The sequence below is a fragment of the Streptomyces sp. NPDC006335 genome (genome assembly GCF_040612795.1).
Classification (GTDB): Bacteria; Actinomycetota; Actinomycetes; order Streptomycetales; family Streptomycetaceae; genus Streptomyces.
The window spans coordinates 138,453-159,141 of sequence record NZ_JBEXQX010000008.1 but is presented as its reverse complement, the minus strand read 5'-3'; the positions used below and the strand labels follow the sequence as shown (position 1 = coordinate 159,141).

The 20,689-nt window shown below is 70.6% G+C and carries 21 protein-coding genes and 1 riboswitch; of the genes, 17 read left to right on the top strand and 4 right to left on the bottom strand.

Annotation, left to right across the window (positions count from 1 at the left end; all coding sequences use genetic code 11):
* Position 1 precedes the first annotated feature (1 nt).
* The 4 genes from ABZ098_RS23225 to ABZ098_RS23210 all read left to right on the top strand — a co-directional run bounded on the left by ABZ098_RS23225 (position 2) and on the right by ABZ098_RS23210 (position 4,564).
* The gene (locus ABZ098_RS23225; RefSeq protein WP_356594045.1) at positions 2-1,627 is read left to right on the top strand and encodes a YifB family Mg chelatase-like AAA ATPase; all 1,626 of its coding nucleotides are present in this window, start codon (positions 2-4) and stop codon (positions 1,625-1,627) included.
* The gene (gene dprA, locus ABZ098_RS23220) at positions 1,624-2,781 is read left to right on the top strand and encodes a DNA-processing protein DprA (protein ID WP_356594043.1); all 1,158 of its coding nucleotides are present in this window, start codon (positions 1,624-1,626) and stop codon (positions 2,779-2,781) included. The genes ABZ098_RS23225 and dprA overlap by 4 nt, the downstream gene beginning before the upstream one ends.
* 253 nt (positions 2,782-3,034) lie before the next feature.
* Positions 3,035-3,877, top strand: coding sequence for an RNA polymerase sigma factor WhiG (gene whiG / locus ABZ098_RS23215; protein WP_356594041.1), 843 nt, complete (start codon positions 3,035-3,037; stop codon positions 3,875-3,877).
* A gap of 105 nt (positions 3,878-3,982) precedes the next feature.
* Positions 3,983-4,564 (top strand): helix-turn-helix domain-containing protein, encoded by a 582-nt coding sequence (locus ABZ098_RS23210; RefSeq protein ID WP_356594400.1) that lies wholly within the window; start codon positions 3,983-3,985, stop codon positions 4,562-4,564.
* A gap of 197 nt (positions 4,565-4,761) precedes the next feature.
* Here ABZ098_RS23210 and ABZ098_RS23205 read toward each other — a convergent pair whose 3' ends face one another.
* Positions 4,762-5,295 (bottom strand): M23 family metallopeptidase, encoded by a 534-nt coding sequence (locus ABZ098_RS23205; protein WP_356594039.1) that lies wholly within the window; start codon positions 5,293-5,295, stop codon positions 4,762-4,764.
* Positions 5,296-5,633: 338 nt separating this feature from the next.
* On the opposite strand from ABZ098_RS23205, the gene rpsB reads away from it, so the two are divergent.
* From rpsB to ABZ098_RS23140, 13 genes are all read left to right on the top strand, one after another.
* Positions 5,634-6,563, top strand: coding sequence for a 30S ribosomal protein S2 (gene rpsB, locus ABZ098_RS23200; protein WP_123991876.1), 930 nt, complete (start codon positions 5,634-5,636; stop codon positions 6,561-6,563).
* 159 nt (positions 6,564-6,722) lie between these two features.
* The gene (gene tsf, locus ABZ098_RS23195) at positions 6,723-7,559 is read left to right on the top strand and encodes a translation elongation factor Ts (RefSeq protein ID WP_356594036.1); all 837 of its coding nucleotides are present in this window, start codon (positions 6,723-6,725) and stop codon (positions 7,557-7,559) included.
* A gap of 188 nt (positions 7,560-7,747) precedes the next feature.
* Entirely contained in the window at positions 7,748-8,506 is a 759-nt protein-coding gene (gene pyrH / locus ABZ098_RS23190; RefSeq protein WP_356594034.1) for a UMP kinase, read from the top strand.
* A gap of 146 nt (positions 8,507-8,652) precedes the next feature.
* Positions 8,653-9,210, top strand: a complete 558-nt coding sequence (gene frr / locus ABZ098_RS23185; RefSeq protein ID WP_037708751.1) for a ribosome recycling factor — start codon at positions 8,653-8,655, stop codon at positions 9,208-9,210.
* On the top strand, positions 9,210-10,394 hold the full coding sequence (locus tag ABZ098_RS23180) for a phosphatidate cytidylyltransferase (RefSeq protein WP_356594032.1): 1,185 nt from the start codon (positions 9,210-9,212) through the stop codon (positions 10,392-10,394). The genes frr and ABZ098_RS23180 overlap by 1 nt, the downstream gene beginning before the upstream one ends.
* Positions 10,395-10,628: 234 nt before the next feature.
* Positions 10,629-10,958, top strand: a complete 330-nt coding sequence (locus ABZ098_RS23175; protein WP_356594030.1) for a type VII secretion target — start codon at positions 10,629-10,631, stop codon at positions 10,956-10,958.
* A complete protein-coding gene (locus tag ABZ098_RS23170) occupies positions 10,955-12,091 on the top strand; it encodes a WXG100 family type VII secretion target (RefSeq protein ID WP_356594028.1) in 1,137 nt (378 codons plus the stop codon). Before ABZ098_RS23175 ends, ABZ098_RS23170 begins: the two co-directional genes overlap by 4 nt.
* On the top strand, positions 12,088-12,351 hold the full coding sequence (locus ABZ098_RS23165) for a hypothetical protein (RefSeq protein ID WP_356594026.1): 264 nt from the start codon (positions 12,088-12,090) through the stop codon (positions 12,349-12,351). Before ABZ098_RS23170 ends, ABZ098_RS23165 begins: the two co-directional genes overlap by 4 nt.
* Before the next feature lie 37 nt (positions 12,352-12,388).
* Positions 12,389-13,495: a 23S rRNA (adenine(2503)-C(2))-methyltransferase RlmN gene (rlmN, locus tag ABZ098_RS23160; RefSeq protein WP_356594024.1), complete on the top strand. Its 1,107-nt coding sequence runs from the start codon at positions 12,389-12,391 to the stop codon at positions 13,493-13,495.
* Between the two features lie 23 nt (positions 13,496-13,518).
* Positions 13,519-13,626, top strand: a riboswitch (TPP riboswitch).
* Positions 13,623-14,705 (top strand): thiamine ABC transporter substrate-binding protein, encoded by a 1,083-nt coding sequence (locus tag ABZ098_RS23155; protein WP_356594022.1) that lies wholly within the window; start codon positions 13,623-13,625, stop codon positions 14,703-14,705. (Overlaps the previous riboswitch by 4 nt.)
* Positions 14,681-16,351 (top strand): iron ABC transporter permease, encoded by a 1,671-nt coding sequence (locus ABZ098_RS23150; protein ID WP_356594020.1) that lies wholly within the window; start codon positions 14,681-14,683, stop codon positions 16,349-16,351. Before ABZ098_RS23155 ends, ABZ098_RS23150 begins: the two co-directional genes overlap by 25 nt.
* Positions 16,351-17,373 (top strand): ABC transporter ATP-binding protein, encoded by a 1,023-nt coding sequence (locus tag ABZ098_RS23145; protein ID WP_356594018.1) that lies wholly within the window; start codon positions 16,351-16,353, stop codon positions 17,371-17,373. Before ABZ098_RS23150 ends, ABZ098_RS23145 begins: the two co-directional genes overlap by 1 nt.
* Positions 17,374-17,397: 24 nt before the next feature.
* On the top strand, positions 17,398-18,186 hold the full coding sequence (locus ABZ098_RS23140; RefSeq protein ID WP_356594016.1) for a maleylpyruvate isomerase family mycothiol-dependent enzyme: 789 nt from the start codon (positions 17,398-17,400) through the stop codon (positions 18,184-18,186).
* 61 nt (positions 18,187-18,247) lie between these two features.
* Here the strand turns inward: ABZ098_RS23140 and ABZ098_RS23135 are convergent, their stop codons facing one another.
* From ABZ098_RS23135 to ABZ098_RS23125, 3 genes are all read right to left on the bottom strand, one after another.
* Positions 18,248-18,955: an LAETG motif-containing sortase-dependent surface protein gene (locus ABZ098_RS23135; protein ID WP_356594014.1), complete on the bottom strand. Its 708-nt coding sequence runs from the start codon at positions 18,953-18,955 to the stop codon at positions 18,248-18,250.
* A gap of 141 nt (positions 18,956-19,096) precedes the next feature.
* The gene (locus ABZ098_RS23130) at positions 19,097-20,218 is read right to left on the bottom strand and encodes an LOG family protein (RefSeq protein WP_356594012.1); all 1,122 of its coding nucleotides are present in this window, start codon (positions 20,216-20,218) and stop codon (positions 19,097-19,099) included.
* A 37-nt stretch (positions 20,219-20,255) separates the two neighbouring features.
* Complete coding sequence (locus ABZ098_RS23125; RefSeq protein WP_356594010.1) at positions 20,256-20,675, bottom strand: VOC family protein; 420 nt, start codon at positions 20,673-20,675, stop codon at positions 20,256-20,258.
* Positions 20,676-20,689 lie beyond the last annotated feature (14 nt).

The following is a 20,689-nucleotide window of genomic DNA, read 5'->3' as shown; positions in this document are numbered from 1 at the left end:
GATGGGGTTCGCTCGTACGTGCTCGGTGGCGCTGGTGGGCGTCGAAGGGGTCGTGGTCGAGGTCCAGGCCGACCTGGAGCCCGGGGTGGCGGCCTTCACGCTGGTGGGGCTGCCGGACAAGAGCCTGACGGAGAGCCGGGACCGGGTACGGGCCGCCGTCGTGAACTCGGGGAGCGAGTGGCCCCAGAAGAAACTCACGGTGGGGCTCAGCCCGGCGTCGGTGCCGAAGGCGGGTTCCGGGTTCGACCTCGCCGTCGCGTGTGCGGTGCTGGGCGCCTCCGAGCGGATCGACCCGCGCGTGCTCGCCGACATCGTGATGATCGGGGAGCTGGGCCTGGACGGCCGGGTGCGCCCGGTCCGGGGCATCCTGCCGGCGGTGCTGGCCGCGGCGGACGCCGGTTACGTACAGGTCGTCGTGCCGGAGTGCGCCGCGGCCGAGGCCTCGCTGGTGCCCGGGGTCTCCGTGCTGGGCGTCCGCAGTCTGCGGCAACTGATCGCGGTCCTCGCGGACGAACCGGTGCCCGACGAGGAGCCGCACGAGCCGGGCCGCCCCGATCCGCTGCTGGCCGGGCTGCGGGTCCCGGGCACGGGCGCCGCGACCGGCATGCACAGCGCCGGCGCCGCCCAGCAGGACCACGGACACGACCTGGCCGACGTCGTCGGACAGACCTCGGCGCGGACGGCCGTGGAGGTCGCCGCGGCCGGTGGCCATCACCTGTTCCTGGAGGGGCCGCCCGGAGCGGGCAAGACGATGCTCGCCGAGCGGCTTCCCGCGGTGCTGCCCCGGCTGGCCCGGGAGGAGTCGCTCGAGGTGACGGCGGTGCACTCGGTCGCCGGTCTGCTGCCGCCGGGCAAACCCCTGATCGACGTCGCCCCCTACTGCGCCCCGCACCACTCGGCCACCATGCAGGCCCTCGTCGGCGGCGGACCCGGCATCGCCCGGCCCGGGGCGGTGTCCCTGTCCCATCGGGGCGTGCTCTTCCTGGACGAGACACCCGAGTTCAACACGCAGGCCCTCGACGCGCTGCGGCAGCCGCTGGAGGCGGGGCACGTGGTGATCGCGCGCAGTGCGGGGGTGGTGCGGTTCCCGGCGAAGTTCCTGATGGTGCTCGCGGCCAACCCGTGCCCGTGCGGCCGCTTCTCACAGACCGACGACTTCTGCGAGTGCCCGCCCTCGGCCGTCCGGCGCTACCAGGCCCGGCTCTCCGGTCCCCTGCTCGACCGGGTCGACCTGCGGGTGCAGGTGGACCGGGTCACGCGTGACCAGCTTGCCGGACGCGGTTCCCGGGGCGAGTCGACCACCGTGGTCGCGGACCGGGTGCGGGCCGCACGGGAACGCGCGGCGGCGCGCTTCGTCGGCACCCCGTGGCGGACCAACAGCGAGGTGCCGGGACGTGAGCTGCGCAGCCGCTGGCACGCCGTGTCCGGGGCGATGGACGAGGCCGAGCGCAGTCTGGAACGGGGCGTGCTGACCGCGCGGGGGCTCGACCGCGTCCTGCGCGTGGCCTGGACCGTCGCGGACCTCGTCGGACACGACCGCCCGGACGCGACGGACGTCGCCCTGGCGCTGCAACTGCGCACCGGCGTGCCCCGGGGTGTACCCATGGCCATCGGGGCGCTGACATGACCGGCGAGGAACCCGACGGCGAACTTCTCGACCGTGTCTTCCTCGCTCGGGTCGTCGAGCCCGGCGACGAGGCCGCGGGCCGGTGGGTCAGGGAGCGGGGCGTGCGCGAGGTGGCCGCGCGGTTGCGCGAGGGCGGGGAGCCGCTGCCCGGGGTGAGCGAGAAGCGGTGGAGCGGGATGCGGGCCCGGGCCCGGGTGGCCGAGCCACGCCGGGACCTCGCCGTCGCTCACGAGGCCGGGGCACGGTACGTCGTTCCCGGCGGCGCCGAGTGGCCGGGACAGCTCGACGACCTCGGGGACGCGCGGCCGCTCGGACTGTGGGTACGGGGGCGGGCCGGCCTGCGGATGTGGGCGCTCAGGTCCGTCGCCCTCGTCGGAGCCCGGGCCTGTACCGAGTACGGCACTCACATGGCGGCCACCCTCGCCACCGGGCTCGCCGAGCTCGGGTGGGTCGTCGTGTCCGGCGGGGCCTACGGGGTCGACGGTGCCGCCCACCGCGGTGCCCTCGGCGCGGGCGGTGCCACCGTCGCCGTCCTGGCCTGCGGCGTCGACCGGCCGTATCCGCGCGGACACACCCAGCTGATCACCAGGATCGCGGAACAGGGTCTGGTGATCGGGGAGTTGCCGCCCGGGGATCATCCGACGCCCAGCAGATTCGTGCTGCGCAACCGGGTGATCGCCGCGCTCACCCGCGGCACCGTGGTCGTCGAGGCCGCCCACCGCAGCGGCTCACTGGTCACCGCCCGTGCGGCACAGCGCTTGGGCCGTCACACGATGGGGGTCCCCGGGCCGGCCACCAGCAGCCTGTCCGCCGGGGTGCACGAGCTGCTGCGCGGGGACGCCACGCTGGTCACGGACGCCGCGGAAGTCGTGGAGCTGGTCGGCGACATGGGGGAACTGGCCCCCGACCGGCGCGGACCCGTGCTGCCACGCGATCTGCTGGACCCGGCCGCACGCAGGGTCCTGTCCGCGCTGCCCGGGCGGCGGGAGGCCGACGTGGACGAGATCGCGCGCGGTGCGCAGACGACGCGGGACGACGCCATCGCGAGACTGTACGAACTCCGTGCACTTGGTTACGTCGAACGACACGGCGACGGCTGGAAGTTGACACGCCAGGCGATGATCTCGGTCCGGGGTGGTCGCGCCCAGTGCTGACCGAGCGTGTTCGGCCGTCCGGGGGAACCCTTAAGCCCTTGGGAAATTCCCGCAGTTGGGGTGTTCCGTTGATCACACAGGGCGACGGCCGGGTCTCGCGGGAGCGGTCGGCGGAACGCGTCCGCGCAGGAATCCGGGCACACTGTTTGCGCACTGCGACTCTTCAGTCACGCTACGCTCACGGGGATTCCGGCGTACTCCACGTACATCGCGTACTTCACGTACTTCACAGCAGAACGGCACAAGGCGACGAATGCCCCAGCACACTTCCGGGTCCGACCGGGCGGCGATCCCCGCAGCCGCCCGCGAGGGTGGCAGCGTGCGGCCGCCCGCTCCCTCGACGCTCGACGAGCTGTGGCGGTCGTACAAGGCCACGGGGGACGAGCGGCTGCGCGAGCAGCTCATCCTGCACTACTCACCGCTCGTGAAGTACGTCGCCGGGCGGGTGAGCGTCGGCCTGCCGCCCAACGTCGAGCAGGCGGACTTCGTCTCCTCGGGGGTCTTCGGGCTCATCGACGCGATCGAGAAGTTCGACGTCGACCGGGAGATCAAGTTCGAGACGTACGCGATCACCCGGATCCGGGGCGCGATGATCGACGAACTGCGGGCGCTGGACTGGATCCCGCGGTCCGTGCGGCAGAAGGCGCGCAACGTCGAGCGGGCGTACGCGACGCTGGAGGCGAGGCTGCGACGGACGCCGACGGAGGGGGAGGTCGCCGGCGAGCTGGGGATCGCGGTGGACGATCTCCACGCGGTGTTCAGCCAGTTGTCGCTGGCCAACGTGGTGGCGCTGGAGGAGCTGCTGCACGTCGGGGGCGAGGGCGGCGACGGGCTCAGCTTCATGGACACGCTGGAGGACACCGCCGCGGACGACCCCGTGGAGGTCGCCGAGGACCGGGAGCTCAGACGGTTCCTCGCGCGGGCCATCAACACGCTGCCCGAGCGGGAGAAGACCGTGGTGACCCTGTACTACTACGAGGGCCTGACCCTCGCCGAGATCGGGAACGTGCTGGGAGTGACCGAGAGCAGGGTCAGCCAGATCCACACCAAGTCCGTGCTCCAGTTGCGGGCGAAGCTGGCCAGTTTCGGTCGCTGACCCGGCCGGACGTCCGTCGGGTCACGGCTGGTCGGCTGGAGTGACTCCCGCCGGCATTGGTCCGTCCGTACAGTGGTTGACGTGCCAAGGATTCGAGCGGCCTCCGTGGCCGAGCACCGGTCGATGCAGCGAGCCGCCCTGCTGGACGCGGCTCGCTCTCTGCTGTCCGAGGGCGGGACGGAGGCGCTGACCTTCCCGGCTCTCGCCGAGCGGACGGGCCTCGCGCGGTCGTCCGTGTACGAGTACTTCCGGTCGAGGGCCGCCGTGGTCGAGGAGCTGTGCGAGGTCGACTTCCCGGTGTGGGCCGCGGAGGTCTCGGCGGCGATGCAGGGGGCTTCGACGGCTGAGGGCAAGGTCGAGGCGTATGTGCGGCGGCAGCTCACGCTGGTGGGGGACCGGCGGCACCGGGCCGTCGTCGCCATCTCCGCGAGCGAGCTCGACGCGGGGGCCCGGGAGAAGATCCGGGCGGCGCACGGGAGTCTCGTCGCGATGATCGTCGAGGCGCTCGGGGAGATGGGGCACGAGCAGCCACGGTTGGCCGCGATGCTGGTTCAGGGGGTTGTGGATGCCGCGGTGCGGCGGATCGAACTGGGAGCGGCCGAGGAGCCCGGTGTGATCATCGAGGCCGCCGTTTCCATGGCGCTGCGGGGTGTGGGGGGGCTGAGCGTGGGGGACGGGCCCGCTTGACCTTGGCCGTGGACTCGGGCTCGGCCTCGGCGGAGCGGGTCGGGGGCTGTCCCGGCGGCTCGACTGGCCTTGGGTGGGCGTATGGAGTGCAGGGCTGAGCGTTGGGGTGGGCTCGCTCGCCGGCGCCGGTCGGGAGCCGCCCCCGTGGCAGGGCCGCTGCTGGCTGGGCGTGGCCACGAGGGCATGTCGGCCGGCGGCTACGGCAGCGGGACACCCAGGACCGGGAGCAGCCTCGACGGGCCTCTGCGCAGTAGCCACGGTGGCAGCAGGGAGAGCGGGTCCAGGTAGGTGTCACGCCTGAGCAAGCCCCAGTGCACGCACGTGGTCGTGCAGTGGGAGCCCGTCGGCTCCACCGTCCCCACCACCTCGCCCGCCGCCACCTCGTCGCCCTTTTCCACCGACGCCGTCACCGGCTCGTAGGTGGTTCGAAGGTCTGTGCCCGTCAGTTCCACCGCGACGACTCCCTTTCCCGCCACCCGGCCCGCGAAGGACACCCGGCCCGCCGCCACCGCCCGTACCGGGGTGCCGGCAGGTGCTGCCAGGTCCACGCCCCGGTGACCGGGGCTGTACACCGTGGCCGGGGGTTCCCAGCCGCGCAGGACCTCGGGACGCGTGCCCACCGGCCAGGCGCGGCCCAGAGCCGGTACCGAGGTGTCCGTGGCCGTCGGCGTGAGAGTGGCCTGCTGCGGCGGGGGCGTCGGAGTCGTCAGGAACAGCAGGAACCCCAGCACCAGCCACGTACCGCATCGCCTGGATCGCCTGCATCGTCTGCATCGTCCAAATCGCTTCGCTCGCATGCGGGAACCGTGCCGCATCCGCCCCGATCACGGCCGGGCCCTGTGGACTACTGCCGGGTTGTGGACAGCGGCGTCACCCGGTGCCTCGCCGGTCCCGTACACTTCTTCTGGCGATCCGGGTCACCGGGTCGACTTCGCACGCCCCGACATCTGGCCGTCACGCGGTCGGTGTCAGCGCCTCTCGGTCCTTTGCGGCAAGGCGCGTCGCGGGCGTCAGGCGCGAGTGCCCTCCGGTACCCGCGGTACAACCGAGAACACCAAGGAGAACGGCCATGGCCGTCGTCACGATGCGGGAGCTGCTGGAAAGCGGCGTCCACTTCGGTCACCAGACCCGTCGTTGGAACCCGAAGATGAAGCGCTTCATCTTCACGGAGCGCAACGGCATCTACATCATCGACCTGCTCCAGTCGCTGTCGTACATCGACCGCGCCTACGAGTTCGTCAAGGAGACCGTCGCCCACGGCGGCACGGTCATGTTCGTCGGCACGAAGAAGCAGGCGCAGGAGGCCATCGCCGAGCAGGCCACCCGCGTCGGCATGCCCTACGTCAACCAGCGCTGGCTGGGCGGCATGCTCACCAACTTCTCGACCGTCTACAAGCGTCTGCAGCGCCTCAAGGAGCTCGAGCAGATCGACTTCGAGGACGTCGCCGCGTCCGGTCTGACCAAGAAGGAGCTTCTCGTGCTCTCGCGCGAGAAGGCCAAGCTGGAGAAGACCCTCGGTGGTATCCGCGAGATGCAGAAGGTGCCCAGCGCCGTCTGGATCGTGGACACCAAGAAGGAGCACATCGCGGTCGGCGAGGCCCGGAAGCTCAACATCCCGGTCGTCGCCATCCTCGACACCAACTGCGACCCCGACGAGGTCGACTACAAGATCCCGGGCAACGACGACGCGATCCGCTCCGTCACCCTGCTCACCCGCGTGATCGCCGACGCCGTCGCCGAGGGCCTCATCAGCCGCTCGCGCGTCGCCACCGGTGACAAGGGCGAGAAGGCCGCGGGCGAGCCGCTCGCCGAGTGGGAGCGCGACCTGCTCGAGGGCGGCGAGAAGAAGGCCGAGGAGGCCCCCGCCGAGGCCGCTCCGGCCGCGGAGGCCGCCGAGGCTCCCGCCGCTGAGGCCCCGGCTGCCGAGGCCCCCGCCGCCGAGGCTCCGGCCGCTGAGGCCACCGAGGCCGCTCCGGCCGCGGACGCCGAGCAGGCCTGACCCGTCAGCGTTCAGGGGTGACGGCGGGAGCGGGGGCATCAACTCCGCTCCCGCCGTTCACCCGTAGGTCAGCGGAGAGTCGGCGGCCCCGGGCTAGACAGAGGCCGTAGACCCCGTAGATCTTCGATCTTCCAGACTTCGAGAAAGATTCACAGACTCATGGCGAACTACACCGCCGCCGACGTCAAGAAGCTCCGTGAGCTCACGGGCGCCGGCATGATGGACTGCAAGAAGGCGCTGGACGAGGCCGAGGGCGACGTCGAGAAGGCCGTCGAGGCGCTCCGGATCAAGGGCCAGAAGGGCGTCGCCAAGCGCGAGGGCCGCTCCGCCGAGAACGGCGCCGTGGTCTCGATCATCGCCGACGACAACTCCTCCGGTGTCCTGGTCGAGCTCAAGTGCGAGACGGACTTCGTCGCCAAGGGCGAGAAGTTCCAGGCCGTCGCCGACAAGATCGCGCAGCACGTCGCCGCGACCTCCCCGGCCGACCTGGAGGCCCTGCTCGCCTCCGAGATCGAGGCCGGCAAGACCGTCCAGGCGTTCGTGGACGAGGCCAACGCCAACCTCGGCGAGAAGATCGTCCTGGACCGCTTCGCGCAGTTCGCCGACGGTTACGTGACCGCGTACATGCACCGCACGATGCCCGACCTGCCCCCGCAGATCGGTGTCCTCGTCGAGCTGGACAAGCCGGACGCGGAGACCGCTCGCGGTGTCGCCCAGCACATCGCCGCCTTCGCGCCGAAGTACCTCGCCAAGGAGGACGTGCCGGCCGAGGTCGTCGAGTCCGAGCGTCGTATCGCCGAGGAGACCACCCGCGCCGAGGGCAAGCCCGAGGCCGCGATCGCCAAGATCGTCGAGGGTCGCGTCAACGGCTTCTTCAAGGACGCCACGCTGCTCGGTCAGCCGTACGCGCTCGACCCCAAGAAGTCGGTCCAGAAGGTCCTGGACGAGGCCGGTGTCACCCTGAAGCGCTTCACGCGCATCAAGGTCGGCATCTGAGTCCGTACCGCGAGCGACGCGCGGGCCCTATAGGGTCGTCAGCAGTCGTCCGGTACGCCGCCACGCACGCGCGTGGCGGACGACAGCAGATCTGACGAGGAGGCCATTGCCGCGCATGGGATGCGAACCAGTTCCCACCGGCAGTGGCCTTCTTCGTATGTGCAACAGGTGAAAGAGGCGGGATCCCCATGACCACCAAGGCCCAGAAGAGCGACGACGGCAAAGTACGCGGCCGGTTTCTGCTGAAGCTGTCCGGAGAGGCGTTCGCCGGTGGCGGGGGCCTGGGTGTGGACCCCGACGTGGTGCACAAGATCGCCCGTGAGATCGCCGCCGTCGTCCGGGACGGTGCCGAGATCGCCGTCGTCATCGGGGGCGGCAACTTCTTCCGGGGCGCCGAACTCCAGCAGCGCGGCATGGACCGGGCCCGCTCGGACTACATGGGCATGCTCGGCACCGTGATGAACTGCCTCGCCCTCCAGGACTTCCTGGAGAAGGAGGGCATCGACAGCCGGGTGCAGACCGCCATCACCATGGGCCAGGTCGCCGAGCCGTACATCCCGCTGCGCGCCGTGCGCCACCTGGAGAAGGGCCGCGTGGTCATCTTCGGCGCCGGTATGGGCATGCCGTACTTCTCCACCGACACCACCGCCGCCCAGCGCGCCCTGGAGATCGACGCCGAGGCGCTCCTCATGGGCAAGAACGGCGTGGACGGGGTCTACGACTCCGACCCGAAGACCAACCCCGACGCGGTCAAGTTCGACTCCCTCGGATACGGCGAGGTCATCACCCGTGACCTGAAGGTCGCCGACGCCACCGCCGTCACGCTGTGCCGCGACAACAAGCTCCCGATCGTGGTCTTCGAGCTCCTGACGGAGGGAAATATCGCCCGAGCCGTCAAGGGTGAGAAGATCGGCACGCTTGTGGGTGAGCAGGACAGCCGGGACTGACCTGGGTTACACCCGGTCCCTGACCGGGGGATGGACAATGTCCTGCCGGTCCGGAACCGTGCAGGAAGAAGACGCGACGCAGCCGGCCGCCGCCCCACGCACATGGAACAGCAGCCGGGCCTACTCAAGACACGCAGGAGCAAGTGGTGATCGAAGAGACCCTCCTCGAGGCCGAGGAGAAGATGGAGAAGGCCGTCGTGGTCGCCAAGGAGGACTTCGCCGCGATCCGCACCGGGCGTGCGCACCCGGCGATGTTCAACAAGATCGTGGCCGACTACTACGGCGCGCCGACGCCGATCAACCAGCTGGCTTCGTTCTCGGTGCCGGAGCCGCGCATGGCCGTGGTGACCCCGTTCGACAAGACCGCGCTGCGCAACATCGAACAGGCGATCCGCGACTCCGACCTGGGCGTCAACCCGAGCAACGACGGCAACATCATCCGAGTGGTGTTCCCCGAGCTCACCGAGGAGCGCCGCCGCGACTACATCAAGGTGGCCCGGGGCAAGGCCGAGGACTCGCGCGTGTCCATCCGCTCGGTCCGCCGCAAGGCCAAGGACGCGATCGACAAGCTCGTCAAGGACGGCGAGGTCGGCGAGGACGAGGGCCGCCGTGCGGAGAAGGAGCTCGACGACGCGACGCACAAGTACGTCGCTCAGGTGGACGAGCTCCTCAAGCACAAGGAAGCGGAGCTTCTCGAGGTCTGATGAACGACTCTTCCTGGGCGACGCCGCCACACGCCGGGTACTGGGGGCCGTCCGACCAGGGGCCTGTCCAGGGGGCTGCCCCGGCGGGTCCCGCGTACGATGCGCATGACGCGCAGCACACTCGGCCCATGCCCATCGTGCCCGACGGACCCGCCGTACCCCGATACGGCGACGACCAGGATGACGACCGGGGGGCCGCTCGGCTGAGCGGTCCCTTGTTCCGGGACCAGACGTTTCAGGACGGGACGTCCCGTCACGGGACGTTCAGTGAACACACCGCATCGGCGCAGCCCCACCCGGCGGCACCGCAGACGCAGAATCCGGAGCCCATGCCCGACTCCTCGCAGCCGGCGCCCGCGCCGCAGAAGAAGAGCGCGGGGCGGGACCTGGGTGCGGCCATAGGGGTCGGAGTCGGACTCGGCGTGGTGATCATCGCCTCGCTGTTCTTCGTCAAGGCCGCGTTCGTCGGGGTGATAGCGGTCGCCGTCGTGGTCGGGCTGTGGGAGCTGACGAAGCGGCTGGAGGAGCGCAAGGGAATCAAGGCGCCGCTCGTGCCGCTGGCGCTCGGCGGGGCCGCGATGGTCGTCGCCGGGTACGTCCGTGGCGCGGAGGGGGCCTGGGTCGCCATGGCGCTCACGGCACTCGCGGTCCTCGTCTGGCGGATGACGGAACCGCCGGAGGGCTACCTCAAGGACGTCACGGCGGGGGTCTTCGCGGCGTTCTACGTCCCGTTCCTGGCCACGTTCGTCGCCATGATGCTCACGGCCGAGGACGGGGCGGCACGTGTGCTGACCTTCCTGCTCCTGACCGTCGTCAGTGACACCGGCGCCTACGCGGTCGGCTGGCGCTTCGGCAGCCACAAGCTCGCGCCGCGCATCAGCCCCGGCAAGACCCGGGAGGGCCTGGTCGGAGCGGTGACGTTCGCGATGGCCGCGGGGGCGCTGTGCATGGAGTTCCTGATCGACGACGGCACGTGGTGGCAGGGACTGCTGCTCGGGCTCGCGGTCGCGGCCAGCGCGACGCTGGGTGACCTCGGCGAGTCGATGATCAAGCGGGACCTCGGCATCAAGGACATGGGCACACTGCTGCCGGGCCACGGCGGCATCATGGACCGCCTGGACTCACTGCTGCCTACGGCGCCGGTGGTGTGGCTGCTGATGGTGCTGTTCGTGGGGTCGGGCTGACACTCGGCTTCTTCTCGTACGACTCTTCGGCCCCCGTCCTGTTCTCAGGGCGGGGGCCGGTTCGTCGAGGCCGCACAAGCCCTCTCTCTGCCTTTCGCCAAGGCGGGCATAGCACTGGCCAGGTGGACGCAAATTGTGTGTCAGGCCGTGCTTCGCATCCGTAAAAGGAGCCGTTTCCGCGGGATCTCGTCCGGGATGCTGACCCTCGCGTCGGTTTTCGAACGGGGGAGCGGGATGAGCGAGCAGTTCGGGGTGGAGCCCGAGACGCTGACGGATCTGGCGGGGAGGTTCGACCGGGAGGCGACGGGCCTCGCCGGGCCGATCGGAGCGTTCTCGGGAAGCGCGGCGGAGATCGGGCAGGCGTTCGGGCTGCTGGGGATCTGCGACGGGGCGGCGGAGAAGTACCGGCAGCTGCTGGAGAACACCGTCAAGGCGCTCGGGCATCTTCCCGACGTACTCAGGAGCAACGGCGACCGGCTGCGGCTGAACGCCGGCCATTACGCGGACTCGGACCGGACAGCCCTCGGCTATCTGCACTCCGCGGCCTCGGGCGGCCGCCCGTGAGCGTCAACGACTGGATCGACGGCAAGGTCCTGGAGATCCTCCAGGCCGCCGGAGTGGAACTCCCCGGCGGCGACGGCGAAACCCTGCGGGCCATCGCCCGTTCCTGGGACGCCACGGGCACCGAACTCACGGATGTCGTACGGGCCGTGGACGCAGCGATCGCCGGGGTCGACCAGCAGGGCTGGCACGGGGCCGCCCGGGACGCCTTCGAGAGGCACTGGGGCGAGCAGAAGAAGGTTGTCCAGGACGTCGCCGCCAACTTCCACCACGTCGCCGACGGCCTGCGGTCCTACGCGGACGAGATCGACGGGATCAACAAGGAGATCATCGACATCTGCGTCGAGATCGCCGAGATGGAGATCGCCGGGGTCGCGCTGTCGTTCTTCACCGGCTTCATCTCCGACCTCGTCGCGAACACGGCGGTGGCGGCGCGGGTGGCCAGGATCGTGGACCTGGTTCGGCTGTTCACGGCGGCGGCGGAGCGGGTGGCGGGCCTCCTGGAACGGTTCTCGGGGCTCAGCGCGGAGACCGTCACCACGCTGGAGCGGATGCTCACGGCCGTGGCCAGGGTCGCCGCGACCTTCGCCAAGACGGGGCTGGAGAGCTTCACGACGAACTTCGTGGCGGACTCGGGAAGCATCATGGTGACCCAGGCCGTGAACGGGCAGCCGGTCACCGTCGGGGCCGACCTCAGGAACGGCGCGCTGCTCGCGGGCGGTACGGCGGGGTTCACCGCGGGAGCCGGCGCGGTCGGGGCGCGTCTCACCGGGGTGGCCGGAGACCTCCTGCGAGGGGAGGGCCTGCTCGGCACGGCGGTCAACGGCGCGGTCGGCAACGTCACGGGCGGTCTGACAGCCGACTACGCGAACGGTCAGGACGCGTCGACCATGGGCCAGGACGCGCTGACCAACGCGGTCGCCGGTGCCGCCGGAAACGCCCAGAACCACGGCGTCAACCACGCCCTGGAGGAGCACGGCAGCCTCGGTGGGGAACACCTCAGCGAGCAGGGCAGGCTCGCGGACGGAGCGTTCAAGAACACCGTGGGCACCACCCTCAACACCGGCGTCTACGCCGCCGCCTCCGGTATCGAGGCCGACATCCAGAACCTGACGAAGGACGAGAACGACAAGTGAGCCCCCTCGGCGGAACGGCCCTCGCGGCCGTGTTCACCCCCAACCCGGACCACCACTCCACCTGGTCCGGGTTCTTCGGCCTCGCCGCCCTCGTCATCGGCTGTGCGATCGCTCTCATCGGCCTGTACGCGGCGATCAGCACCTGGCGCGGCCTGGAGCCCTCCCGCCGCCGCGGCCAGGCCCTCCCGGTCACCCTCACCGGCGGCTTCTTCATGGCCGTGGGCCTGGCGGTCGCGGCTTTCGGCGTGTGGATCTTCTGAACGCGGTGCTCGAACGATCTGCCACACTGGAAGGGTTATGCCTGCACCCGGAGAACTCACTTTCGTCGCCCCCCGCGGAGCCAAGAAGCCGCCGCGGCACCTTGCTGATCTCACGCCCGCCGAGCGTAAAGAGGCTGTCGCCGAGATCGGGGAGAAGCCGTTTCGTGCCAAGCAGCTCTCGCAGCACTACTTCGCGCGGTACGCGCACGACCCGGCGGAGTGGACGGACATCCCGGCCGGGGCGCGCGGCAAGCTGCAGGAGGCGCTGCTTCCCGAGCTGATGACCGTCGTACGGCATCTGTCGACCGACCAGGGGACCACGCGCAAGACGCTGTGGCGGCTGTTCGACGGGACGCTCGTGGAGTCGGTGCTCATGCGGTACCCGGATCGGGTGACCATGTGCATCAGCTCGCAGGCGGGCTGCGGCATGAACTGCCCCTTCTGCGCCACCGGGCAGGCGGGGCTGGACAGGAACCTGTCCACCGCCGAGATCGTGCACCAGATCGTGGACGGGATGCGGGCGCTGCGGGACGGGGAGGTTCCGGGCGGGCCCGCGCGGCTGTCCAACATCGTCTTCATGGGCATGGGTGAGCCGCTCGCCAACTACAAGCGGGTCGTCGGCTCCATCCGGGCGCTCACCGATCCCGCTCCGGACGGGCTCGGGCTGTCGCAGCGCGGCATCACCGTGTCGACCGTCGGGCTTGTGCCGGCCATTCACCGGTTCGCCGACGAAGGGTTCAAGTGCCGGCTGGCGATCTCCCTGCACGCCCCCGACGACGAGCTGCGCGACACCCTCGTCCCCGTGAACACGCGGTGGAAGGTGCGCGAGGTCCTCGACGCCGGGTTCGAGTACGTCGAGAAGTCCGGGCGGCGGCTCAGCATCGAGTACGCGCTCATCCGGGACATCAATGACCAGGCCTGGCGCGGTGACCGGCTCGGGCGGCTGCTCAGGGGCAAGCCCGTGCACGTCAACCTCATCCCGCTGAACCCGACCCCCGGGTCCAAGTGGACCGCCTCCCGGCCCGAGGACGAGAAGGCGTTCGTGGAGGCCATCGCCGCCCATGGTGTGCCGGTGACGGTCCGGGACACCCGTGGGCAGGAGATCGACGGGGCCTGTGGTCAGCTGGCGGCCACCGAGCGGTAGTCTGACGGACGTACGTAAATCTTCATATCCGACAGGGGAGCGCCACAGCGCTGAGAGTGCGGCAATCGGGCCGCAGACCCTCTGAACCTCGCCCAGGTCATTCTGGGTAGGAAGTTCGGTCATCACCGTGAACAACAAGAAGTTTCTCGCTGCCGTCGTCGGCCTCGGCCTGGTCACGCTGTCCGCGTGCGGGTCCTCGTCCGACGACAGCAACGGCTCCGGCTCCGGCTCCAAGACCGTCACCCTGGTCAGCCACGACTCGTGGGCCGTCTCCAAGAACGTCCTCGCCGACTTCGAGAAGAAGTCCGGCTACAAGGTCAAGGTCCTGGAGGACGGCGACGCGGGGCAGGCCGTCAACAAGGCCATCCTCACCAAGGACAACCCGCAGGGCGACGTCTTCTTCGGCGTCGACAACACCCTGCTCTCCCGCGCGCTCGACAACGGGCTCTTCCAGTCGTACGAGGCGAAGGGCGCCGACCGGATCAAGGCCGAGTACCGGGCCGACCAGGACAAGCACCGGGTCACGCCCATCGACAGCGGCGACATCTGCGTCAACTACGACAAGGCCTGGTTCACCGAGCACAAGCTCCAGCCGCCGACGTCGTACGACGATCTGATCAAGCCCGCCTACAAGAACCTCCTCGTCACGGAGAACGCCTCGACGTCCTCGCCGGGGCTCGGGTTCCTGCTCGGGTCCGCCGCGAAGTACGGGGACGAGGGCTGGCAGGGCTACTGGAAGAAGCTCAAGGCCAACGGAGTCAAGGTCGTCGACGGCTGGGAGCAGGCCTACAACGAGGAGTTCTCCGGGTCCGCGGGGGGCAAGAAGGCGAAGGCCGACCGGCCGCTCGTCGTGTCGTACGCCTCCTCGCCGCCCGCCGAGGTGATCTACGCCGATCCGAAGCCGAAGACCGCGCCCACCGGGGTCGCCGACGGGACCTGCTTCCGGCAGATCGAGTACGCCGGGCTGCTGAGCAACGCGAAGAACACCGAGGGCGGCAAGGCGTTCCTGGACTTCCTGCTCACCAAGGAGTTCCAGCAGGACATGCCGCTCAACATGTTCGTCTATCCCGTGGTGGAGGGGGCCTCGGTGCCCGCCGAGTTCACCCAGTACGGTCCGCAGGCCAAGGATCCCGAGACCATGGACCCGGCGAAGATCGCCGACCACCGTGACGACTGGGTCAAGTCGTGGACCTCGCTGGTTCTGAAGTAAGGCCCCGCAAGCCTTTCCACAACGCGGCGGCGCGGCTCGGGCTCGTGGCCGTGCCCGTCGCGTTCTTCGCCCTCTTCTTCGCCTATCCCGTCGCCGCGATCGTCACGCGCGGACTGAAGACCGGCGGGAGCTGGCAGTTCGGCAGGATCACCGAGGTCCTCGCCCAGCCGGACATCCGGCACGTCCTGTGGTTCACCACCTGGCAGGCGCTCGCCTCCACGGCACTCACGCTCCTGATCGCGCTCCCCGGCGCGTACGTCTTCGCGCGGTTCGACTTCCCCGGCAAACAGGTCCTGCGCGCCGTGGTCACCGTCCCCTTCGTGCTGCCGACGGTCGTGGTCGGTACGGCCTTCCTGGCGCTCGTCGGCCGTGGCGGGCTGCTCGACGAGTGGTGGGGCGTACGGCTGGACACCACCGTGTGGGCGATCCTGCTCGCGCACGTCTTCTTCAACTACGCGGTCGTCGTACGCACCGTCGGCGGACTGTGGGCCCAACTGGACCCGCGCCAGGAGGAGGCCGCTCGGATGCTGGGCGCGTCCCGGCTCACGGCCTGGCGGACGGTCACCCTTCCCGCGCTCGCGCCCGCCGTGGCCGCCGCCGCGCTGATGGTCTTCCTCTTCACCTTCACCTCCTTCGGTGTGGTGCAGATCCTCGGCGGGCCCACCTTCTCGACCCTCGAAGTGGAGATCTACCGGCAGACCTCCGAGATCTTCGACCTGTCCACGGCCGCCGTGCTGACGATGATCCAGTTCGTCGCGGTGGGCGCGGTCCTCGCCCTGCACGCGTGGACCGTACGGCGCCGGGAGAGCGCGCTGCGGCTCGTGGACGCGTCCGTGACCGCCCGGCGGCCGCGCGGGGCGGGGGAGTGGGGGCTGCTGGCCGGGGTCGTCGCCATCATCGCCGTACTCCTCGTCCTGCCGCTCGCCGTCCTCGTCCAGCGGTCGCTCGACGCCCCCGACTTCGGCTACTACCGGGCGCTGACCAGCGCCGACGGCGGGGTGTTCCTCGTCGCGCCGATCGAGGCGGTCGGTAACTCCCTGGAGTACGCCCTCGCCGCGACCGCCATCGCGGTGACGGTCGGAGGGCTCGCGGCGGCCGCGTTGACGCGGCGGGACGCGGGGCGGTTCGTGCGGGGCTTCGACGCGCTGCTGATGCTGCCGCTCGGGGTGTCCGCGGTGACCGTGGGCTTCGGGTTCCTGATCTCCCTCGACGAGCCGCCGCTGGATCTCAGGCAGTCCTGGATCCTGGTGCCGCTCGCGCAGGCGCTGGTCGGGGTGCCGTTCGTCGTGCGGACCATGCTGCCCGTGCTGCGGGCCGTGGACCACCGGCTGCGGGAGGCCGCGGCCGTGCTCGGGGCCTCGCCGTGGCGGGTGTGGCGGGAGGTCGATCTGCCCATGGTGCGGCGGGCGTTGCTGATCGCGGCGGGCTTCGCCTTCGCCGTGTCGCTGGGGGAGTTCGGGGCGACCGTGTTCATCGCACGGCCCGACAACCCGACGCTGCCGGTCGCCGTGGCCCGGTTGCTCGGGCGGGCCGGAGACCTCAACTACGGGCAGGCGATGGCCCTTTCGACGATCCTGATGGTGGTGTGCGCGGTGGCGCTGCTGGTGCTCGAACGGCTGCGGACCGACCGGACCGGGGAGTTCTGATGCTGCTGAGCCTTGAGGACGCGACGGTTCGGTTCGGCGGACGGGCCGTGCTCGACGGGGTCGGCCTCGATGTCGCCGAGCACGAGATCGTGTGTGTGCTCGGGCCCAGCGGGAGCGGGAAGTCGACCCTGCTGCGGGCGGTGGCCGGGCTCCAACCGCTGGACTCCGGGCGGGTGTCGCTCGACGGACGCGACCAGGGCGGAGTGCCCGCGCACAAGCGTGGGGTCGGCCTGATGTTCCAGGACCATCAGCTGTTCCCGCAGCGGGACGTGGGCGCCAACGTGGCGTTCGGGCTGCGCATGCACGGGGCTTCCCGGGCGCGACAGGACGAGCGGGTACGGGAGTTGCTCGACCTCGTCGGTCTTCCGGGCGCCCCTCGCCGGGCCGTGGCCTCCCTCTCCGGTGGTGAGCAGCAGCGGGTCGCCCTGGCCCGGGCGCTCGCCCCCCGGCCCCGGCTGCTGATGCTCGACGAGCCCCTCGGACAGCTGGACCGGTCACTGCGGGAGCGGCTGGTCGTCGAACTGCGCGAGCTGTTCGGGCGGTTGGGCACCACCGTGCTCGCGGTCACCCACGACCAGGGGGAGGCCTTCGCGCTGGCCGACCGGGTCGTGGTGATGCGGGACGGACGGATCGCCCAGTCCGGAACGCCTCTCGAGGTGTGGCAGCGGCCGGTGGACGAGTTCGTGGCCCGCTTCCTCGGCTTCGAGAACGTCGTCGAGGGGACGGTGACGGGGGAGGCGGCGGACACGGCGTGGGGCAAGGTGCCGGTGCCTCCGGGCGCCGCCCAGGGGGTCCGGAGCGTGCTGGTGCGGCCGGCTGGGGTTCGGCTCGTGGCGGCCGGTGAGGGGCTGCGCTGCACGGTCGCCGCGCGCACCTTCAAGGGCACGCACGTCGCCGTGCACCTGCACCCCTCGGAAGGGGGGCCGCGGTTGGAGGCGGCCTGTGCGCTGCGCGCGGCGCCGGAGGTGGGGGACGTGGTCGGGGTGGAGTTCGACCCGGTCGAAATCGTGGTGCTCGGCTGACGGGGGCGGACCTACAGTGCGGGCATGACCTTGCTCCCGCACGACCGCTACTGTGACGAGATCGCCCACCAGGTGGGCCTGTTGAGGGCGGTGGTGGCCTCCGGGGCCGACCTGTCCGCGACCGTGCCGACCTGCCCGGACTGGTCGCTGGAGCGGCTGGTGCGGCACACCGGGGGCGCCCTGCGCTGGGCGGAGTCGATGGTGCGGACCCGGGCGCGGGAGGCGGTGCCCGAGTACCGCGTGCCCTCGGGGGAGGGGCCCGAGAGCGTAGGTGAGCTCGACGCGTGGCTCGCCGAGACCGGCGAACTGCTCGTCGCCACGCTCCGGGAGGCCGGGCCGGACGCCGAGGTGTGGTCCTGGGCCGGCATCCCCACCTCGGGTTTCTGGGCCCGCCGCATGGCTCACGAACTCACGATCCACCGCGCCGACGCCGCGCTCGCCGCCGGGCAGCCGTACGAGGTCGCTCCGGACATCGCCGCCGACGCGATCGACGAATGGCTCCAGATCGTGGAGTTCGTGCAGCGGAGCATGCCGCACGACGGGGCCCGGGAGCTGCGCGGCCCCGGGCGCAGCATCCACCTCCACGCCACCGACGGCACCCCGGAGCTGCACGCCGAGTGGCTGGTCGAGCTCACCGAGGACGTCATCGTCTGGCGGCGCGGACACGAGAGGGCGACCGTGGCGCTGCGCGGCCCGCTGACCGCCGTACTGCTGGCCTTCTACCGTCGACTCCCCCTGGACAGCCCGGAGTTGGAGGTGCTCGGGGAGCGGGAGCTGCTGGAGTTCTGGTTGGAGCGGGCCACCTTCGGGTGACGGCATGGCTGTGGCCCGCCCCCGGCCGGGGACGGGCCACAACGGTCGTTCAGGTACGGCGTCAGCGGCTGCCGGCGCCGCGACGGCGCAGGCCGAAGAACACCGCGCCGCCGCCGAGGGCGACCAGGGCGATGGCGATCCCGGCGATCAGGCCGGTGTTGGAGTTCGCACCGGTCTCGGCGAGGTTGGAGTCGCCGGCCGCGGGCGACGGGGCGTTGCTCTCGCCGGTCGCCGGAGCGGTGGTGCCCTCGGAGGCCGACGGGGTCGGGGTCGGGGACTCCTCGGCCGGGGTGCTGGCGGAGTCAGACGGGGTGGAGGTGGGCGTGGGCGTCGGGGTCGGCGTGTCCTCGGTCTTGCAGGCGGTCGCCGGGGTGGTCAGGTTGGGCTTGATGTCCTCGCCCTTGATGTAGGGCAGGGCCTCGACGCGGACGCGGTACTCGGAGTTGGGCGCCCAGTCCTCCTCGAAGGTGATGGTGGTGCCCTCCTTGGAGCCCTTCACCTTCTGCTCGCCGACCTTCTTCGCGTCGGCACCGTTGCTCTGCAGCAGGTACACGGAGACGGTCGCCTCGACGCCGGTCTTGTCCACGTCGGTGACGGTGATGACGCCCTTGTCGCCGTCACACTTGGCTTCGGCGGAGAACTCCTTGATGTTGCAGGCAAGGGCGTTGCCGGAGGCGCCGAGCACGAGCGCGGTCGAGGCGGCGGCGACGCCGAGGAAGCGCGCGGCGCGGGAGGTGCGGCGGGATATGGGCGTGAATGCCACGTTCATCCTTCACGGGGTGCGCAAATGCGGGGGGTTGACGAGGAGGTGATGTGACATCACCATCCCCACGAGTCTCACAGGTCTATAAGGGCTGCATAAGAAGTGTCAACGTGCAGGCGCCTTACAACCGTTGGCTTTACCTGCTTATTACCCAGTGAGACGTTTCAGCGCCGCCGGAGCGTCCTCGATTCGGTCAACCAGGGCGATTCTGGCCTCCATTGACCGCTCCCGCGCCAGCGCCTGGAGCAGCGGCCAGGTGGGCAGCTTCTCCGTCCAGTGCGCGCGGTTCACGAGCACCATCGGCGTGGGCTCACCGCGCGACTCGTAGTAGTTGGGCGTCGCGTTGTCGAAGATCTCCTGCACGGTGCCGGCCGCGCCCGGCAGGAAGACCACGCCGGCGTTCGAGCGGGCGAGCAGGCCGTCCTCGCGGGTGGCGTTGGCGAAGTACTTGGCGATGTGCGAGGCGAAGGCGTTCGGCGGCTCGTGCCCGTAGAACCAGGTCGGGATGCCGACGGAACGGCCGCCCCGGGGACGGCGGGCGCGGACCTCGAAGGCGGCGCGCGCCCAGTCGCTGATCGACGGCGTGAACGACGGCGCCGCGGCGAGGAGTTCGCACGCCTCGTCGAGCATGGCGTCCTCGAAGGGGGCCGCGTAGGCGCCGAGGTTGGCCGCCTCCATCGCGCCCGGTCCGCCACCGGTGGCCACGGTCAGCCCGGCGCGGGTCAGTTCGCGGCCGAGGCGGGCGGCACCGGCGTACTCCTCGGTGCCGCGGGCCATCGCGTGGCCGCCCATCACGCCCACCACCCGCGCGCCGCGCAGGAGTTCGTCGAGGGCGTCGGAGACGGCGTCGTCGTGGAGGGAGCGGAGCATCGACGCGTATATGTCGCCGTCGGCCTTGGTCCGCTGGAACCAGGCGTAGGCGAGGGCGTCGGGAGTCTGCTCGTACCCCTTCTCGAGTCCGTCGAACAACTCGTCGGGGGAGTAGAGCAGTCCGCGGTACGGATCGAAGGGCAGGTGCGGGACGGGCGGGAAGACCAGCGCGCCGTCCGTGCGGAGCTTGTGCGCGGCGTTCTCCCGCATCGGGCAGCCGAGGAACACGGCGCCCGCGGTGTCGGTGGCCAGCAACTCCCTTGTCCGGTCCGTCAGATCGACGGACTGGACCCGGAAACCGGCGAGGGTGCCGCGGGCCGGTACCACCGCGTCGAACTCCTCGAGCGTCTCGATCTCACGGTCGTCGTGGTGTGCCGCGTGGGCGGGGCTCGTCTGCACCCGCCCATGCTCGCACGCCGGATCCCGGCCCCGGGGATCAGCCCTGGATCGCCGCCGGGTCCATCCAGACGACCTCCCAGCCGTGGCCGTCCAGGTCGTTGAAGGAACGGCCGTACATGAAGCCCTGGTCCTGCACGTCGTCGTTGGCCGTGCCGCCCGCGGCGACCGCCTTCTCGACCAGCTCGTCCACCTTCGCGCGGCTCTCGGCGCTCAGACAGAGCAGCACCTGGCTGGTCTTCGTCGCGTCCGCGATCTCCTTGTTGGTGAAGGTCGCGTAGAAAGGCTTCGTGAGCAGCATCGCGACGATCGTCTCGCTGATCACGACGGAGGCCGCCTTGTCGTCGCTGAACTGTTCGTTGAGCGTGTAGCCGAGCTCCGTGTAGAACTTCTTGGAGGCGTCGAGGTCGTTCACGGGCAGGTTGATGAAGATCATCTGCTGGTAGGCGGGCGCGGTCATCGGAGTCTCTCCCA

Excerpts from the sequence above, each read along its gene's own strand:
- rpsB (WP_123991876.1), top strand. The coding sequence starts at position 5,634 with ATGGCCGTCGTCACGATGCGGGAGCTGCTGGAAAGCGGCGTCCACTTC.
- ABZ098_RS23180 (WP_356594032.1), top strand. The coding sequence starts at position 9,210 with ATGAACGACTCTTCCTGGGCGACGCCGCCACACGCCGGGTACTGGGGG.
- ABZ098_RS23175 (WP_356594030.1), top strand. The coding sequence starts at position 10,629 with ATGAGCGAGCAGTTCGGGGTGGAGCCCGAGACGCTGACGGATCTGGCG.
- dprA (WP_356594043.1), top strand. The coding sequence starts at position 1,624 with ATGACCGGCGAGGAACCCGACGGCGAACTTCTCGACCGTGTCTTCCTC.
- ABZ098_RS23145 (WP_356594018.1), top strand. The coding sequence starts at position 16,351 with ATGCTGCTGAGCCTTGAGGACGCGACGGTTCGGTTCGGCGGACGGGCC.
- ABZ098_RS23135 (WP_356594014.1), bottom strand. The coding sequence starts at position 18,955 with ATGAACGTGGCATTCACGCCCATATCCCGCCGCACCTCCCGCGCCGCG.
- ABZ098_RS23125 (WP_356594010.1), bottom strand. The coding sequence starts at position 20,675 with ATGACCGCGCCCGCCTACCAGCAGATGATCTTCATCAACCTGCCCGTG.
- ABZ098_RS23140 (WP_356594016.1), top strand. The coding sequence starts at position 17,398 with ATGACCTTGCTCCCGCACGACCGCTACTGTGACGAGATCGCCCACCAG.
- whiG (WP_356594041.1), top strand. The coding sequence starts at position 3,035 with ATGCCCCAGCACACTTCCGGGTCCGACCGGGCGGCGATCCCCGCAGCC.
- rlmN (WP_356594024.1), top strand. The coding sequence starts at position 12,389 with ATGCCTGCACCCGGAGAACTCACTTTCGTCGCCCCCCGCGGAGCCAAG.
- pyrH (WP_356594034.1), top strand. The coding sequence starts at position 7,748 with ATGACCACCAAGGCCCAGAAGAGCGACGACGGCAAAGTACGCGGCCGG.
- tsf (WP_356594036.1), top strand. The coding sequence starts at position 6,723 with ATGGCGAACTACACCGCCGCCGACGTCAAGAAGCTCCGTGAGCTCACG.
- ABZ098_RS23225 (WP_356594045.1), top strand. The coding sequence starts at position 2 with ATGGGGTTCGCTCGTACGTGCTCGGTGGCGCTGGTGGGCGTCGAAGGG.